Source organism: Enterococcus sp. 22-H-5-01 (assembly GCF_050310005.1).
GTDB classification, from domain to species: Bacteria; Bacillota; Bacilli; order Lactobacillales; family Enterococcaceae; genus Enterococcus_A; species Enterococcus_A hailinensis.
On the sequence record NZ_CP189993.1, the window covers coordinates 643,691 to 658,836 of the forward strand.

Annotated in this window: 16 protein-coding genes; 5 read left to right on the forward strand and 11 right to left on the reverse strand. The window is 37.5% G+C overall.

Going from position 1 to position 15,146, the window contains the following annotated elements; translation table 11 throughout:
• Nucleotides 1–64 precede the first annotated feature (64 nt).
• A complete protein-coding gene (locus ACQKTA_RS03250; protein ID WP_427814175.1) occupies nucleotides 65–418 on the reverse strand; it encodes a phage holin family protein in 354 nt (117 codons plus the stop codon).
• A 199-nt stretch (nucleotides 419–617) separates the two neighbouring features.
• Here ACQKTA_RS03250 and ACQKTA_RS03255 point away from each other — a divergent pair, with 199 nt between their 5' ends.
• The 5 genes from ACQKTA_RS03255 (at nucleotide 618) to rpsT (ending at nucleotide 5,463) form a co-directional block, all read left to right on the forward strand.
• Nucleotides 618–1,244, forward strand: coding sequence for an MBL fold metallo-hydrolase (locus tag ACQKTA_RS03255; RefSeq protein WP_427814176.1), 627 nt, complete (start codon nucleotides 618–620; stop codon nucleotides 1,242–1,244).
• Nucleotides 1,245–1,267: 23 nt separating this feature from the next.
• Nucleotides 1,268–1,972, forward strand: a complete 705-nt coding sequence (locus ACQKTA_RS03260) for a histidine phosphatase family protein (RefSeq protein ID WP_427814177.1) — start codon at nucleotides 1,268–1,270, stop codon at nucleotides 1,970–1,972.
• A 130-nt stretch (nucleotides 1,973–2,102) separates the two neighbouring features.
• Complete coding sequence (locus ACQKTA_RS03265; RefSeq protein ID WP_332581367.1) at nucleotides 2,103–2,936, forward strand: undecaprenyl-diphosphate phosphatase; 834 nt, start codon at nucleotides 2,103–2,105, stop codon at nucleotides 2,934–2,936.
• Nucleotides 2,937–3,161: 225 nt separating this feature from the next.
• Nucleotides 3,162–5,045, forward strand: a complete 1,884-nt coding sequence (locus tag ACQKTA_RS03270) for a heavy metal translocating P-type ATPase (protein ID WP_427814178.1) — start codon at nucleotides 3,162–3,164, stop codon at nucleotides 5,043–5,045.
• A gap of 163 nt (nucleotides 5,046–5,208) precedes the next feature.
• The gene (gene rpsT / locus ACQKTA_RS03275) at nucleotides 5,209–5,463 is read left to right on the forward strand and encodes a 30S ribosomal protein S20 (RefSeq protein ID WP_071856857.1); all 255 of its coding nucleotides are present in this window, start codon (nucleotides 5,209–5,211) and stop codon (nucleotides 5,461–5,463) included.
• Nucleotides 5,464–5,532: 69 nt separating this feature from the next.
• Here rpsT and gltA read toward each other — a convergent pair whose 3' ends face one another.
• From gltA to rsmD, 10 genes are all read right to left on the reverse strand, one after another.
• A complete protein-coding gene (gene gltA, locus ACQKTA_RS03280; RefSeq protein ID WP_427814179.1) occupies nucleotides 5,533–6,927 on the reverse strand; it encodes an NADPH-dependent glutamate synthase in 1,395 nt (464 codons plus the stop codon).
• Complete coding sequence (locus ACQKTA_RS03285; RefSeq protein WP_427814180.1) at nucleotides 6,920–7,756, reverse strand: sulfide/dihydroorotate dehydrogenase-like FAD/NAD-binding protein; 837 nt, start codon at nucleotides 7,754–7,756, stop codon at nucleotides 6,920–6,922. The genes gltA and ACQKTA_RS03285 overlap by 8 nt, the downstream gene beginning before the upstream one ends.
• A 17-nt stretch (nucleotides 7,757–7,773) precedes the next feature.
• Nucleotides 7,774–8,223 (reverse strand): flavodoxin, encoded by a 450-nt coding sequence (locus tag ACQKTA_RS03290; RefSeq protein WP_427814181.1) that lies wholly within the window; start codon nucleotides 8,221–8,223, stop codon nucleotides 7,774–7,776.
• 226 nt (nucleotides 8,224–8,449) lie between these two features.
• On the reverse strand, nucleotides 8,450–9,487 hold the full coding sequence (holA, locus tag ACQKTA_RS03295) for a DNA polymerase III subunit delta (protein ID WP_332581363.1): 1,038 nt from the start codon (nucleotides 9,485–9,487) through the stop codon (nucleotides 8,450–8,452).
• A 90-nt stretch (nucleotides 9,488–9,577) separates the two neighbouring features.
• Nucleotides 9,578–11,743 carry a DNA internalization-related competence protein ComEC/Rec2 gene (locus ACQKTA_RS03300; protein WP_427814182.1) on the reverse strand — a complete coding sequence of 722 codons (2,166 nt, stop codon included), beginning with the start codon at nucleotides 11,741–11,743 and terminating at the stop codon, nucleotides 9,578–9,580.
• A 59-nt stretch (nucleotides 11,744–11,802) separates the two neighbouring features.
• Entirely contained in the window at nucleotides 11,803–12,294 is a 492-nt protein-coding gene (locus ACQKTA_RS03305) for a ComE operon protein 2 (protein ID WP_143139480.1), read from the reverse strand.
• A 28-nt stretch (nucleotides 12,295–12,322) separates the two neighbouring features.
• Complete coding sequence (locus ACQKTA_RS03310) at nucleotides 12,323–12,925, reverse strand: helix-hairpin-helix domain-containing protein (RefSeq protein WP_427814183.1); 603 nt, start codon at nucleotides 12,923–12,925, stop codon at nucleotides 12,323–12,325.
• 128 nt (nucleotides 12,926–13,053) lie between these two features.
• Nucleotides 13,054–14,097, reverse strand: coding sequence for a SepM family pheromone-processing serine protease (locus ACQKTA_RS03315; RefSeq protein ID WP_427814184.1), 1,044 nt, complete (start codon nucleotides 14,095–14,097; stop codon nucleotides 13,054–13,056).
• Nucleotides 14,094–14,582 (reverse strand): pantetheine-phosphate adenylyltransferase, encoded by a 489-nt coding sequence (gene coaD / locus ACQKTA_RS03320; RefSeq protein ID WP_427814185.1) that lies wholly within the window; start codon nucleotides 14,580–14,582, stop codon nucleotides 14,094–14,096. Before coaD ends, ACQKTA_RS03315 begins: the two co-directional genes overlap by 4 nt.
• Nucleotide 14,583: 1 nt before the next feature.
• A complete protein-coding gene (gene rsmD, locus ACQKTA_RS03325) occupies nucleotides 14,584–15,138 on the reverse strand; it encodes a 16S rRNA (guanine(966)-N(2))-methyltransferase RsmD (protein WP_427814186.1) in 555 nt (184 codons plus the stop codon).
• Nucleotides 15,139–15,146: the final 8 nt, after the last annotated feature.

Genomic DNA, 15,146 nt, shown 5'->3' on the forward strand with positions numbered 1-15,146 from the left:
TTTTTGCTAAAAGTAATTTCTTCAGCTGTTCAACCATAGAAGATTTTTGCGCTATCGTCAAGTTTTAGTCTTCTTCCTCTTTATCTATAAAATGTGCCAAAAATTTTTGGAATAGCAGCGTCTTGATTCCCATTTTTTCGTAATTTTCAAGAATTGAATGTAGCTCCATCATTAAAAACGATAAGTAAAAAGCATACAAAAGTGCACTGCCGATTTGCAAAGGGATCAAGCTAGCAACTGGTAGAAAGAACAATAACAATAAAATACTAGCAATTTTACGTAATAATCCATTGATTCCGATTTTTGATGAGAGTTGCTTTGAAAGTTTAGCAGCAATCAATCCTGTTACTAAATCCAATAACATCGCTAAACAAATCAAAGATAACACAAACAATAATCGCGGCTCTTGCTCGATCATTTTAATCTAATCATTCATTTTCACTCCTCCTTATCCTAACTAACGGTACTTTTTACATGAAAGTTCAGCAAGTGAATTGGAATCGTTTATCTTTTTAGCTTTTAAGGTATAATAGAAGAGAAATCATTGCTATTTTGCACTAAAATAGTTGATGAATGAACTGACCTAGATGATTAACAGTTGCAATAGGAGGAAACTAATGATTCATATTGAAGGTTTTGTAACGGGCAGTGTCCAAGAAAACTGCTATTTGATTTACAATGAACAAAATTTATTGATTGTTGATCCTGGTTCTGAAGGGGATCGTTTGATTCAAGAAATCAAACGAATTGGTAAAACACCCCAAGCGATTCTTTTGACTCATACACATTATGATCATATCGGTGCGGTAGAACAATTACGTCACCAATATTCGATTCCAGTATATGTAAGTCCGCTTGAACAAGCGTGGCTGAGTGATCCCATTTTGAATTTATCTGGCCTTGGCAGACACGATGATCTACCAAATTTGGTCGTACAGCCGGCAGAATATGAATTCGAACTAAAGGAGTATACGATTGGCGGTATGACTTTCCAAGTCGTTCCTACTCCAGGTCATTCTATTGGAAGCGTCAGCTTCATTTTCGATGACTTTGCCGTCGTAGGTGATGCTTTATTTAAAGGCAGCATCGGTCGAACAGATCTATATACTGGCGACCTTCAACAATTGTTATACAGTATCAAAACCTATCTCTTTACCCTTCCTCGTGAATTGCCAGCATATCCTGGTCACGGAGAAGCGACCACTATTGGTCAAGAAATCGATACAAATCCGTTCTTTAACTAATCAACTTTTTGGAGGTTATAAATATGACAGAAACAAATCTTTATATTGTGCGACATGGTAAAACAATGTTCAATACGTTAGCTCGTGTTCAAGGTTGGTGTGATACTCCACTAACTCAAAGCGGCCGTGCTGGCATCAAAAACGTTGGACTTGGTCTACAAGATACAAAATTTGAAGAAGCATATTCTAGTGATTCCGGTCGTGCAATTGAAACGATGCGTATCTTACTAGGCGAACATCCTGCTGGCAAAGATATTCCTTATCATGTCGATCCACGTATTCGTGAATGGTGCTTTGGTTCTCTTGAGGGCGGCTACGATGCAGAAATGTGGGGCGTATTACCGCGTGTGTTGAACTTCCAAACAGAAGACGATCTTTTCGCTACAGATGTTACATTTGAAGAAATTGCGAATGCAATCGAAGTCGCTGATACAGCGAATTGGGCAGAACCATATGCGCAATTACGTGACCGCGTTTGGAATGGTTTTGAAGATATCGCTCAACATCGCGAAAAAAATGGTGGCGGAAATGTTCTGATCGTTTCTCATGGATTAACGATTGCATTCTTACTAAGTTTGATTGATTCAAAACAACCTGTTCGGGCCAACCTTTTAAATGGAAGTATCAACCGCATCAAGTATGAAAATGGTGAATTCTCCATTCGCGCAATCAACGATATCAGTTATATGGAACGTGGAAAAACTATTTTAGACCAAACAAAGGAATAATAGCTACAAAAAAACCTGCCCACTTAATATTGGCAGGTTTTTTTATATAAAGCTTAGCGATTTTCCAATGGTTTTTTTTTTAGCAAAACGGTATACTGATTGTTGTTACTAATTTGAAAGGACGTATACTATGCTTATTGCCAATATCTTTAAAGCAATCATTCTCGGAATCATTGAAGGAATCACGGAATGGTTACCGATTTCATCTACGGGTCATTTGATCTTAGCAGACGAATTTATCAAAATGAACATGAGCTCTGCCTTTACTGAAATGTTCAATGTCGTGATTCAACTAGGTGCTATCTTAGCCGTAGTCGTTTTGTATTTCAATAAACTAAATCCTTTTTCTTACAGCAAAAATAATCGAGAAAAACGTGATACCTGGACATTGTGGTTTAAAGTCATCATTGCTTGCCTTCCAGCAGCGATTATCGGAATTCCTTCTGATGATTTTCTAGAAGCACATTTCCATAAATTTTTACCTGTAGCGATTATGTTGATCGTTTATGGGATCGCCTTTATTGTCGTTGAGCGGCAACATAAAAATAAACCGGCTAAAATTACTACATTAAATGATTTTACTTATAAAGCTGCTTTGCTTGTTGGTGCTTTCCAATTACTTTCGTTGATTCCTGGTACTTCTCGTTCTGGCGCAACGATTCTTGGTGCAATCATCATCGGATGTTCGCGTTATGTCGCTACTGAATTTTCTTTCTTCTTAGGAATTCCCGTGATGTTCGGTGCGAGCGGCTTAAAGATCGTTAAATTTTTAATGAATGGAAATACTTTTGGCTTATCAGAAACGATCGTTCTATTAGTGGGTATGATCACTGCCTTTGTCGTGTCGATCGTCGCAATCAAATTCTTATTAGACTATATCAAGCGCAACGACTTTACTGTCTTTGGATGGTATCGAATTATTTTAGGTATTATTTTGATCGCCTATTGGTTAATCGCTATGTAAGATCTGCATTTATGCAGGTCTTTTTTATTTTATTTATAATTATTATAATTTAAAATTGAACTCTCAAAATTTTTATATTTTCCTCAATTCCATTTAAAAGCTCTCGTTGCTAATGATAATCGTTATCATCACTAATTGATAATTACTTTCGTTCTCATTTAGAATTTTTCATTATCAATTGAATGCTTATTCGTGATAGGATAAAAATCGAAAGGAGGAATAGTTATGAGCAAAGAAGAACGTACGGCTTTTCTCTCTACCCTATTCTGTCTCGGATTATTAATTATTGGTAAGTTATCGATGCTTTTGAACCAACCAATCTACCCACTTTTTTTTATCGCTGCCATTATTAGCGGCGGTTGGAAGCAAACCTACGAAGGAATCAACGAATTGATCCACGATAAAACATTGAATGTGGATCTATTGATGGCTTTAGCTGCTATCGGTGCCTGTCTAATTGGTAACTGGTTTGAAGGTGCAATGCTGACCTTTATTTTTTGTTTGAGCGGTGCTCTTGAAGAATATGCAACGAATAAAAGCACTAAAGAGATCACTGCTTTGTTAAATGCCGCACCTAATGAAGCGGTAAAAATTGTTGGTGAGCAACATATCGTTGTTCCAGTTAAAGAATTAACTATCGGAGATAACGTATTCGTAGCTAAAGGAGCCGCCATTCCAATCGATGGATTGATGCAATCAAGATCTTCGATTGATGAAGCAGCAATAACTGGCGAATCGATTCCAGTTGAAAAAAATATTGGCGATGAGGCCTTTGGCGGAACGATTAATCTTGGTCAAGCTTTTACGTTAAAAGTGACTAAAACGAGCGAGGACACTTTATTCGCCCAAATATTACGCTTAGTAGAAAATGCACAAAGTGAGCAAAGTGCCACGGCTACATTTATTGAGCGAATCGAAAATGTTTACGTTAAAATTGTTTTGATCGCTGTGCCTTTGATGATTTTATTCACTCATTTGATTTTGGGCTGGCCTTTTACAGAAAGTTTCTATCGCGGAATGGTTTTATTAGTTGTTGCGTCACCATGTGCTCTCGTCGCCTCTGCTACGCCTGCTACACTCGCAGCAATCTCCAATGGTGCCAAAAAAGGGATTCTTTTCAAATCTGGCAAAACTTTAGAAAAATTGGCAGATTTGCGGGCCATCTCCTTTGATAAAACAGGAACATTAACCCAAGGAAAACCACGTGTAACTGATTATCAAACTTTTTCAGACGATTCGTTGATTCCACAACTATTATTTTCAATGGAGCGTCAATCAAATCATCCGATCGCCAAAGCGATTACACAATTTTTTAATCGTGAAGAAAGTATTCCTGTGGAAATCAATGAAATTGCCGGTGCGGGCTTAGAAGCAGTCTATGAGGATCAGATTTGGAAGCTAGGTAAACCAAGCGCTTCAATGAGTCAGCCATTAGTCAGTAAGTGGCATGAAGAAGGCAAAACAGTCATCAGCTTGACTTGTGACGATAAGCTCGTCGCATTGCTGGCTTTGATGGATTTGCCAAAACCTTATACAAAAGAAGTAATTGATTATTTCTCCGAGCAGCATATTCAGACAACGATGTTGACCGGTGACAATCTTGGTGCAGCCAGTTTCGTTTCTCAACAGTTAGGATTGACAGAATTTCATGGTGAGTGCTTGCCTGCTGATAAGACTGAATTAGTTAAACAGCAACAAAAAAAATTCACTGTGAATGCGATGGTCGGTGATGGGATCAATGATGCCCCCGCTCTAGCTACTGCAGATATCGGCATCGCGATGGGCGAAGGAACGGATGTTGCAATGGAAGTTTCTGATATGGTACTGATGAAAAACGATTTAACAAAATTAGTCTACAGTCATCGCTTGGCCAAAAAAATGAAACGAATCGTACGACAAAATATTTTATTTTCTTTATTAGTTATCGTTTTATTGATCAGCAGTAATTTTTTACAGTTTTTGACACTACCATTAGGTGTTATCGGTCATGAAGGTAGTACGATTTTAGTTATCTTAAATGGTTTAAGAATGTTGATGCCATTAAAAGAGCCTATCCAATCTCGTGAGATGAACTGTCAAGATTGTCCTCTTCATCAAAATATTCATTAAAGTAGATAAATAGGTTTAATAAAAGTACATTTTCTATTTTATTTTCTGTTAAGGAAAAAAACTTGTCACGATTTTATTGCATTGAAATGCTGCTTTATGTATAATGGGTAATGTTGAATTGTACGGCTATAACCGTATAAGTCTAAATCCGGAGGTGAAACCCATGCCAAACATTGAATCTGCAATCAAACGTGTTCGCACTAGCGAAGCTGCTAACGCAAAAAACTCATCACAAATGAGCGCAATGCGTACTACTGTTAAAAAATTCGAAGAAGCTGCTGCTGCTGGATCAGATAACTTAAACGATCTTTACAAAGAAGCATCTCGAGCAATCGATATGGTTGAATCAAAAGGTTTGATTCACAAAAACAAAGCAAACCGTGATAAAGCACGTCTTGCTAAAAAATTAGCTAAATAATAAAAACCGATCGTATGATCGGTTTTTTTGTACCTTCTATTTCGCTTAGCAGCTAATAAGTTCATTTTTTTACTTTTTCGTTTGGATGTACTGGTCGATTTGATTAGCTGCTATTTTCCCAGCACCCATTGCTAAAATTACGGTTGCCGCTCCAGTAACGATATCTCCACCAGCGAAAATACCTGGAATCGAAGTTGCACATGTTTCTTCATCCGCAGCGATATATCCCCATTGATTAAGCGCTAATTGAGGAAAGGTATCTAATAACACCCTATTCGCATCTTGACCAATTGCTTCGATTGCTGTATCTGCTTCAATAATAAATTCGCTATTTGGAATACTGACTGGGCGACGGCGTCCCGAATCATCAGGTTCACCAAGTTCCATACGAATGCATTTGACTGCCTTCAACTTCCCTTGATCATCTCCTAAATATTCGATTGGATTAGATAACCAATGGTAATTGATCCCTTCTTCAACCGAATGATGATATTCTTCTACTCGAGCAGGTAATTCTTCTAAGGAACGCCGATAAATAATTGACACATTTTCAGCACCTAAACGTCTTGCTGAACGTGCCGCATCCATCGCCACATTTCCTCCCCCGATCACCACGACATTTTTCACTTTTTGAAGAGGTGTATCGTACGTTGGAAATTGATACCCGTGCATCAGATTGACCCGTGTCAAATATTCACTAGCTGAATACACACCATTCAGTGCTGTGCCCTTGACTCCTTGGAATCTTGGTGCTCCTGCCCCGACTGAGAGATAACAAGCATCATATTTATCTATGATTTCCTCTATCGTGATTGTTTTCCCAACAACGACATTCGTTTTTATTTTCACACCTTGTGCTACAATTCGTTCGATTTCTTTTTTTACAATTTTCTTGGGCAAACGAAACTCAGGAATACCATTTGTTAGCACACCGCCTGGTTCGTGTAATGCCTCATAAATTGTTACTTCATAGCCCAGCTTAGCTAAGTCACCGGCAGTTGTTAACCCAGACGGCCCTGATCCAATTACAGCAACTCGACCTTTATCCATGGCAGTTACAGCGACTTCAAAAGGTTGTTCTAACGCCCAGTCAGCGACCAGTCGTTCTAACTTTCCGATTGCTACGGGTTCAAATTTTTTTGAACGTCCTAATCGACAGGCCATCTCACACTGTTTTTCTTGTGGACAAACACGACCACAAATAGCAGGCAAATTCGTATATTGACTTAAAATTTTCTGAGCTTGTTCCATTTCGTTCTCTTCAATAGCCTTTATAAAACTGGGAATATCGATCATCACGGGACAATTAGTAATACAAGGTGCATTTTTACATTGTAAACATCGCGACGCTTCTTGTTGTCCTTCTTCCAACGAGTATCCTAGGGTGACTTCTGCGAAATTATGGGCGCGGATTTCTGGTGCTTGTTCTTTCATCAAAGTTTTGGTATAACTACGCTTAGCCATTGTTCATCACCTGCTTTTGATAACTTTTGAACGCTGATGTCTCTTCTCCTTTATACTGTTTCATCCGGTTGATAAATTCATCCCAATTGACTTCAGAACCTAAAAATTCTGGTCCGTCTACACAAGCAAACTTGATCGTATCAGCGATCGTTACTCGACAACCACCACACATCCCAGTACCATCGATCATAATCGGATTCAACGATACATATATTGGAACATCATATTTTTGTGCCGTCAATGTGCAGAATTTCATCATGGTGCTGGGACCAATCGCCCAAGCTGTTGCAATACTTTGTTGTTGAAAGATTTTTTCCATGGCTGCAGTAACTACACCGGATTCTCCTAGCGAACCATCATCAGTCATAATGAGCAATTCATCAGAATAAGTTTGGCATTCTCTTGCCAAAATGACCAAGTCAGCGGTTTTAGCGCCTAAAACAGTCGTCACACGATTCCCAGCTTTTTTCATAGCTTTGATGATTGGAAATAGTGCTGCGATCCCTACACCGCCACCCACCAACAAAACATGTCCAAAATTTTTTATTTCTGTTGCTTTACCTAATGGCCCCACCAAATCTTTTATAAATTCCCCGGTTCTGATCGTTGCTAATTGAGCAGTTGATTTACCAACTACTTGAAAAATCAGCCGGATGGAACCTTTTTCTGGTTCAGTCTCTACAATCGTTAAAGGAATACGCTCACCAAATTCATCGATCCGTAAAATCACAAATTGTCCAGCTAAAGCTTTTTCGGCAATGTGAGGAGCTTCGATAACCATTTCTACTTCATTAGGAGCTAGTTTCGATCGTCTAATTACTTTAAACATATCTATCCCCTCTTTTTTTAGCCAACAGCTGCAACTAATGTTTTAACAAATGCAATCAAGACTTCTTCATCTTCGTCATCCGCTTCGTTTTCAATTTTTACGACTTCAGCTGCTTTTTTTGCCCCTGTTTGGGCAAAGGTAGTATCAAAATCAAGCGCTGCTTGACAGAAATAATCTGGATATAATTCACTATCACCGGTTCCAACTACACCATAAATTTTTCCTGCTAGGTCTTCACCTAGCAATTCATCATAAAAATCTTCTAAATCAAAAGGTCGCTCTCCGTCACCATCTGTATACGTTGCTAAAACACAAATATCTGCATCTTCATAACTATCAGCTGTAGCATCATCTGCTTCGATCCGCTCTACATCAATATTTAACGCTTCAAATGCCTCTTCTAAAATTTCTGAGATTCCTTCGGTGTTTCCAGTATTTGTAGCATAAATAATTTTTGCGACTGTCATTTTGTTCATCCTTCCCGTAAGATTTATCTATATATAAGCCAATATGACTGATATATCCTATTTTTAAGCGCTTTCTTAAATGAATAGTTTTATCATACCTTAAAAATATGGATAGGTGAATAAAGGAAACATTTTTTATCAAAAAAGTTTTAACAAAAAAAGACTAAAACAAAAGGAGGATAACCTTCTGTAATAGTCTCTTTTTATAAATAGCTTGTATTTAAACTCAGGCTCTTTTTTGCTTGATCTGCTCCGTCGTTTTTAAAATAAATAATTGGAAATTCAACTCTTTTTCTGCTTGTCCTGTTTTGACTTCATAATCATTTTCGACTAATTCATCATACATTGTAACCAATAACTGCAAAGGAAATTTCGCTACTTGCTGCATCGCTAATTTCACTCGATAAGGATGGACACCCAACGTTTCAGCAATATTAGCTTGCTGATAACCTACTTTTTGTAATATCTTCGTTTGTAACAATAATCGGATCTGACCAATCAAAATTGCTGTCAATTTGATTGTCTCTTCACCTTGCAGATGTAACTCTTCGTAGGTCTGATACGCTTTTCCTGCATCACCTTTTAAGATTTGCTCCGTCAACTCAAAAATATTATGTTCCAATGTCTTTGGCACCAAATCTTCAACTAATTGCAGCGTGATTGTTCCGCCCTCACCTGCTAAAAGTAATAATTTTTCAATTTCATTCATTGCTTTTGATAAATCGAAGTCAGTCAATCTTAAAAATAAATCAAAAGCTTCACGTGAAATTTTTACATTTTCATTACTGATATAACGTTGTAAAAAATTACGCAAATCTCGTTCTTGCAACGGTGCAGCATCAATGACGGTCGCTTTCTTTAATGCTTTCGTTGCTTTCTTTCGTGCATCTAATTTAGGATAATTCGCCCAAAAAACAACTACCGAAGTTTCGACGGGCTGTTTCAAATAAGCCAATAAACTATCGATGTCTTGTTCTTGATTATTACTCTTTTTTTCCCCGGTTAAAAAACTAGGCTTTTCGACAAAAATCAAGCGATAATCTCCAAAAAAAGGCAATGTTTCGGCTTCATCGATCACTGCTCCTAAGTTGGTCTCATCCATATCAAAAGCCATAAAATTCAATTCTTCTAAATCATCTATTTTCATTCGATCCATAAATGCTTGACGGATCTCTTGGACTAAATAATCTTCCGTTCCCGTAACCAAGTAAACGGGTGCTAACGGGGCTTGCCGAATTTGTTGCACGGCTTCTTGTGTATTCATATATTTACTCCTTGTACGTCTCACTATGACTAATTTTAAGTGACACTTCTTCACTTAACGATAATCAGCTGCTTATCCATGCTACCACGATTATCGTGGAAAATCTATCAGGAGTTTGAGTTTTCCACGCTTTGTTATCGGCGACCATTGGTAATAGACCATGCCATTTTGATCTGTTCGCAAAGTGTAGATTTTTCGACTTGCTAATTTTTCAAAGGTCTCAGGAGTAGGATGACCATAGCGATTATTCCGACCAACCGAGATGATCGCATATTTTGGATCCATCATTGCTAAAAATTGCTCACTCGTAGATGTATTACTGCCATGGTGCCCAACTTTTAAGAAATCGACTCTCAAGTTGGGATAATCCTGGATCAATTTTTCTTCTCCCGTTATTTCAAGATCCCCCGTAATTAAAAAACGTTGCTGATTAATTTCGAAATAGGTAACGAGCGAATCATTGTTCTCACCAGTACTTTTTTGCGGTGACAAGATGCTCAATTTCAATTTTTGACCAACTTGATCGCCTTGTTTTACTAAATGAACGGCTGTTCCTTTAAGTGGCTCTAATAGTTCTCTTAATTCCATTTGTGAACCTGTGCCTAGATATAGATTTTTGACCCGTACATTAGCTAGAATATTTTCTAATTCTCCCATATGATCTTCATCATTATGCGTCACGATCAAATGATCGATTTTTTGACAACCAATAGATCGTAAAAACGGTAGGATATTATAATCAGAGAGTGCTTTGGACTGTCGCTGTTTCCATAGCTCCTGTTCAAAACGCAAACGTCCACCCGTATCAATCAAGAATGTTTCTTGTTTGAATGGTAGACGAATGAATAAACAGTCTCCCTGCCCTACATCAACAAAAGCAACGATCCCTCTGAAAGAATAGGAAATAGAAAAAAGCAACCCAACTGCTAGTAAAATCAAAAAATAATACGTTCGTTGGTACTTAATCCGATCTAGCAAAGTGAGCACAAGGATGGATAAACATAAAAATATAAAGATACTAGGTTTCCCAATTATCAAATTCGGAAGAGAGAATTTGATTAGGAACCATTCTAGTAGTCGTAAGCATTCATCAAATAAATTACTGAAATAATGTATTCCCGGTAAAAAACAACCCGCAAATAGCAGCAAGCAACTAGGCAGGATCACCCATTCAAACAAAGGAAACAGCAATAGTGTTAACACGCCACCCAGAATCGACCATTCACTAAAGCTATATATTAAAATCGGAAGCGCTAAAAAAGTAAACATGAGCGAGTGCTGCCATTGTTTTAATTCTAAATCTGTCATATACAAAAGGATCATAGAAAAAAATACGCTTAATTGAGCACCCACAGACCATAACGCTAGCGGGAAACAACTTACTAATAAAAACAACATGATACTCCATTGATCAAGCTTAGATAGAGCAACATCAAACGTAAGACAACTAAAAGCAATCAAAAAACTAAAAACAGCCCGAATCGTACTATAACTCCCTCCAGTCAAAGGAATCACGAACAAACTAACTAAACAGAGAATACCCAAACGCGATGCTCTAACTAACCTCAGCCGTTTTAAAAGTACGTGTAATCCACCTAGATAAAATTGGATATGCAATCCCGAAAGTGTAAAAAGATGGAGCAAGCCATTGGCTTTATAGCCATCCATATATTCATCGAATTGCAAATCTTTGTAACCAATTACTAAGGCTTTGATATAACTTGCTAAATGATCGGAGTACCGCTGATCGATTCGATCAATCAATCGGTGTCGCAAGCGGCTGAGACTATACTTTCTAGAGTCCACTGGTCTCAATGAATCGGCTTGTAACGATTGAGAAATGCCGATGCTATGATAGTATTTTTGTTCATCAAAGCCATTTAAATTACGAGCCGGCGAAAAATTTTCGGTCTTTCCGCTGATTATAGCGTAGTCAGGAGGCGCTTGGTTCGACCAATTCAGCTTTTCGTTTTCGGACGCCAACGTGTAGTAAATCAAATACATTTTTCCATCGATCTGACCATAAAATTTCAAAAGATTTCCATCTATTTTAACGGTATCTACCTGAATGTTTATTCGCTCATTTGTTATCACTAATTGGTCTGCTGAAAAATTATTAATATATAAATAGGATCTGATTCCAATAAAAAAACTGCACAAAAAGACCATAACTAGCAGTTTCGGTCTTTTCATACAGCAAATTCGTATCAACAAGATTATCAGCAAAATCAATAGCCAATAATTGAATTGATACATGAGTGCGCCCGATAATATGGCGCAAAAAATCGGCAAAATTAAATAATTACGTAATTCGCTTATTTTTCAGGTGATGTGGCAGCATCTTCTCCTAATTGCAATTTCGTAAAATATTTACTTTCTAAATGAACTTGGTGAACACTGGCGCCTACTTGGCTGATCAATTCAATCGCATAAGGATCATTATGATAATCTTTCAAATAATGGATTTTCTTGATACCCGCTTGCAGCAAAGCTTTTGTACACGCCAAGCAAGGAAAATGTGTGACGTAAATTTCGGCTTGATCTGTAGCAATACCTAATTTTGCACATTGTAACAAGGCATTCATCTCTGCATGGATCGTCCTTAAACAATGACCATCAACTACATAGCAACCGTCATCGACACAATGGACATCGCCACTTACGGACCCATTATATCCTCCCGCAATGATTCGCTTATCTCTAACGATCGTAGCCCCCACCTCAAGGCGAGTACAGGTACTTCTTAATGATAACAATACGGCTTGCGCCATAAAATATTGGTCCCATGGAATTCTTTCTGTCTTCAAGGTGTTCATCCTCTCATTTAGATCTTTTCTATATTGTAATCGAGTCCTTCAAATTTTCAAGTGTCTTTTCCCCGATGCCCGATACTTTCATCAAATCTTCGATCGCTTGGAAACCGCCATTCCCTTCACGAAATTTAATAATATCTGCTGCACGTTTTTCGCCGATTCCAGATAATTGCTGTAATTCACTTGCATCCGCTGTATTGATATTGATTTTCTTATTCGTATCCTCAGTCTTATTTTGTGCTGATTTTGTTTCTTCATTGATCGTTGGTATTTCTTCTCCTACTTTAGGCACATAGACGATTTCTTGATCAGCTAACAACTTGGAAAAATTGATTTGATTTTGATCAGCCTCAGCAGTAAATCCTCCAGCTAACTCAATGACATCCATCAAACGCATGCCTTCTTTGATCCGATACATGCCAGTCTTATTTACAGCTCCTTTAACGTCAACATACCATTCTTCACTAACAGTGGCACTAGTTGTTTCTAATACTGATTGACTGGTTGAAAAAAGCGTTGGTTGACTAATTGTTTCTTCTTCTTTTTGAAAAATAAAGAAACAGACGCCGAATAAAGCGACCGGAATGAGTAATAAATATGGATATTTTTTTAAATAGTCTTTCATCATAACCTCCTTTACAAAAAAATACGCAAAGGAAATGACTAAATGAAGTCTTCCTCTGCGTATTCAAAATAGATCGTTAAATTTCAAGTTCATGGATCAAATACATCATACTTTACTGTTGTGATTTTCTATTTCATTTGTTCTAAATAATCTAAAGCATCTTGTGCTGTTTTAACAGGAACAATTTTCATATCAGTGCCTAATTTTTTAGCTGCTGCTTTAGCTTCTTCATAATTAGATTTAATTCCTGGCTGTGCCTTTTTCATTTCTTTAGTGATTTCATCATTTGGAGCAAAGAAGATTTTTGCGCCGCTAGCGGAAGCACTAGCTACTTTCTTATCAATACCACCGATTCGTCCAACATTTCCCGCAGAATCCATCGTACCGGTACCTGCGATTTTTTGGCCGTTTCTCAAGTCTTTATCAACTAATTGTTGATAAACCTCTAAGGTGAACATCAAGCCCGCAGAAGGGCCACCAATGCTTCCAGCATCGATTTTCACTTTCTCCTGCGATTCAATTTCAGTATGGTCGGTCAGACTGATTCCGATGCCTGGTTTTTTATCGGTTGGAAGTTTGATTAATTTTTCAGTCGCTTCTTTTGTTTTGCCATCATGGATGTAGGTCACTTTCATTTCCTGACCAACTTTTTGTGACTTCACATATTTCATAAATTCCTCACTGCTTGCAAATTCTTTGCCATCAGCTTTTGTGATCGTATCTCCAATCGAGATTTTTCCAGCAAAATTAGAATTTTTTTCTACTCCTAGAACATAGACCCCTTTATATTTCATTTCATAAGGTTTATTTGCTAATTTCATTGCTTGCTCAATCGCAAAATTTTGAGAAGTTTCCATATTGAACTGTTGAATCTGCATATATTCTTCATCGCTAGCTCCACCAGTTAGATCTTCAGCAGAAATAATTTCGTAAAACGGTTCAAATTTGGCTTTGGCCATTGTAAAAACCGTTGCGCGACGAATACCGACTGAGGTCAAACTGAAGGAACCTTTTTGATCATCTTTGTTATCATTGACCGTGATCAATTCTTTTAAATTGATAGTATCTCCCGGCGCTTCAATATAATATGGCAAAGGTACTATCACACAGGCAACTGCAACTAATGCAATGAAAATCAGCAGGAGCCGCTTAACTAATTTATTATTTTTCACAATTGTTCACGCTTCTTTTCCAATGCTCGAAAAACAGGTTCCGGCAAGTATTCTTTTATATCTCCATTGAAAGTCCAAACTTCTTTTAATAAGGAGGAACTAATATGACTGTATTTCGGTTCAGCTAATAAGAAAACAGTTTCTAAGTCTGGCGCTAAATGCTGATTCATCAGAGCGATTTCTTGCTCGTATTCATAATCTTTAATACTACGAATCCCCCGTAATAAAAATTTAGCTCCTAATGTTTTAGCTACGTTTACAGTTAGATCACTCTCTTGTGCCAATACACGAACGTTGGCTAAATGACTGACCGATTCCTTAACGATCGTTACTTTTTCTTCCGATGTAAAAAAGCTTTTTTTATTAGTATTTACGAAAACACCAATAACCAATTCATCAAATAGTTGTGCTCCACGTTCAATCGTACTTAAATGACCCATCGTTAACGGATCAAAACTACCAGGAAAAAGAGCGATTTTTTTCATTTTAATCCTCCCAATCGTAAATAGTTACTGCTGTGATCCCATAATCTTGCCGCTTACGTTCTTTTAAGTTTCCTATTTTTTCTGGTAATTCAACTGCTTTGTCCGTTTCGCAAACAATGATTGCATTTGTTGTCAGTAAATCATGATCTAAAAGCTGCTCAATTTGTTTTACAATTTCTTGCTTCGCATACGGAGGATCCAGCAAAACTAAATCAAATTTTGTTTCTGTTTCTACTAAACGTTGAATCGCTTGGTTTGCTGGCATTTTCAGTAATTGAAAAGTTTCCTCATTTTTAGTCATTGCGACGTTCTCACGAATAATTTCCATCGCTCGAAAATTCTTTTCTACTAATACCGCTTTGTCCATTCCACGAGAGACCGCTTCAATCCCTAAAGAACCACTTCCAGAGAAAAGATCCAATGCTGCACCACCATCAAAGTAAGGGCCAATCATATTAAAAATCGCACCTTTAACTTTATCTGTTGTTGGTCGTGTATTGTTTCCACTTAAAGTTTTTAATTTACGTCCACCGTATTCACCTGAAACTACCCGCATGTTTTGTC

What these genes read in the sequence shown, in the direction of transcription:
- ACQKTA_RS03285 (WP_427814180.1), bottom strand. Translation starts at nt 7,756, where the DNA reads ATGTTTAAAGTAATTAGACGATCGAAACTAGCTCCTAATGAAGTAGAA.
- gltA (WP_427814179.1), bottom strand. Translation starts at nt 6,927, where the DNA reads ATGGCTAAGCGTAGTTATACCAAAACTTTGATGAAAGAACAAGCACCA.
- ACQKTA_RS03270 (WP_427814178.1), top strand. Translation starts at nt 3,162, where the DNA reads ATGAGCAAAGAAGAACGTACGGCTTTTCTCTCTACCCTATTCTGTCTC.
- ACQKTA_RS03290 (WP_427814181.1), bottom strand. Translation starts at nt 8,223, where the DNA reads ATGACAGTCGCAAAAATTATTTATGCTACAAATACTGGAAACACCGAA.
- ACQKTA_RS03260 (WP_427814177.1), top strand. Translation starts at nt 1,268, where the DNA reads ATGACAGAAACAAATCTTTATATTGTGCGACATGGTAAAACAATGTTC.
- ACQKTA_RS03255 (WP_427814176.1), top strand. Translation starts at nt 618, where the DNA reads ATGATTCATATTGAAGGTTTTGTAACGGGCAGTGTCCAAGAAAACTGC.
- rpsT (WP_071856857.1), top strand. Translation starts at nt 5,209, where the DNA reads ATGCCAAACATTGAATCTGCAATCAAACGTGTTCGCACTAGCGAAGCT.
- ACQKTA_RS03250 (WP_427814175.1), bottom strand. Translation starts at nt 418, where the DNA reads ATGATCGAGCAAGAGCCGCGATTATTGTTTGTGTTATCTTTGATTTGT.
- holA (WP_332581363.1), bottom strand. Translation starts at nt 9,487, where the DNA reads ATGAATACACAAGAAGCCGTGCAACAAATTCGGCAAGCCCCGTTAGCA.
- coaD (WP_427814185.1), bottom strand. Translation starts at nt 14,582, where the DNA reads ATGAAAAAAATCGCTCTTTTTCCTGGTAGTTTTGATCCGTTAACGATG.
- rsmD (WP_427814186.1), bottom strand. Translation starts at nt 15,138, where the DNA reads ATGCGGGTAGTTTCAGGTGAATACGGTGGACGTAAATTAAAAACTTTA.
- ACQKTA_RS03300 (WP_427814182.1), bottom strand. Translation starts at nt 11,743, where the DNA reads ATGTATCAATTCAATTATTGGCTATTGATTTTGCTGATAATCTTGTTG.
- ACQKTA_RS03265 (WP_332581367.1), top strand. Translation starts at nt 2,103, where the DNA reads ATGCTTATTGCCAATATCTTTAAAGCAATCATTCTCGGAATCATTGAA.
- ACQKTA_RS03310 (WP_427814183.1), bottom strand. Translation starts at nt 12,925, where the DNA reads ATGAAAGACTATTTAAAAAAATATCCATATTTATTACTCATTCCGGTC.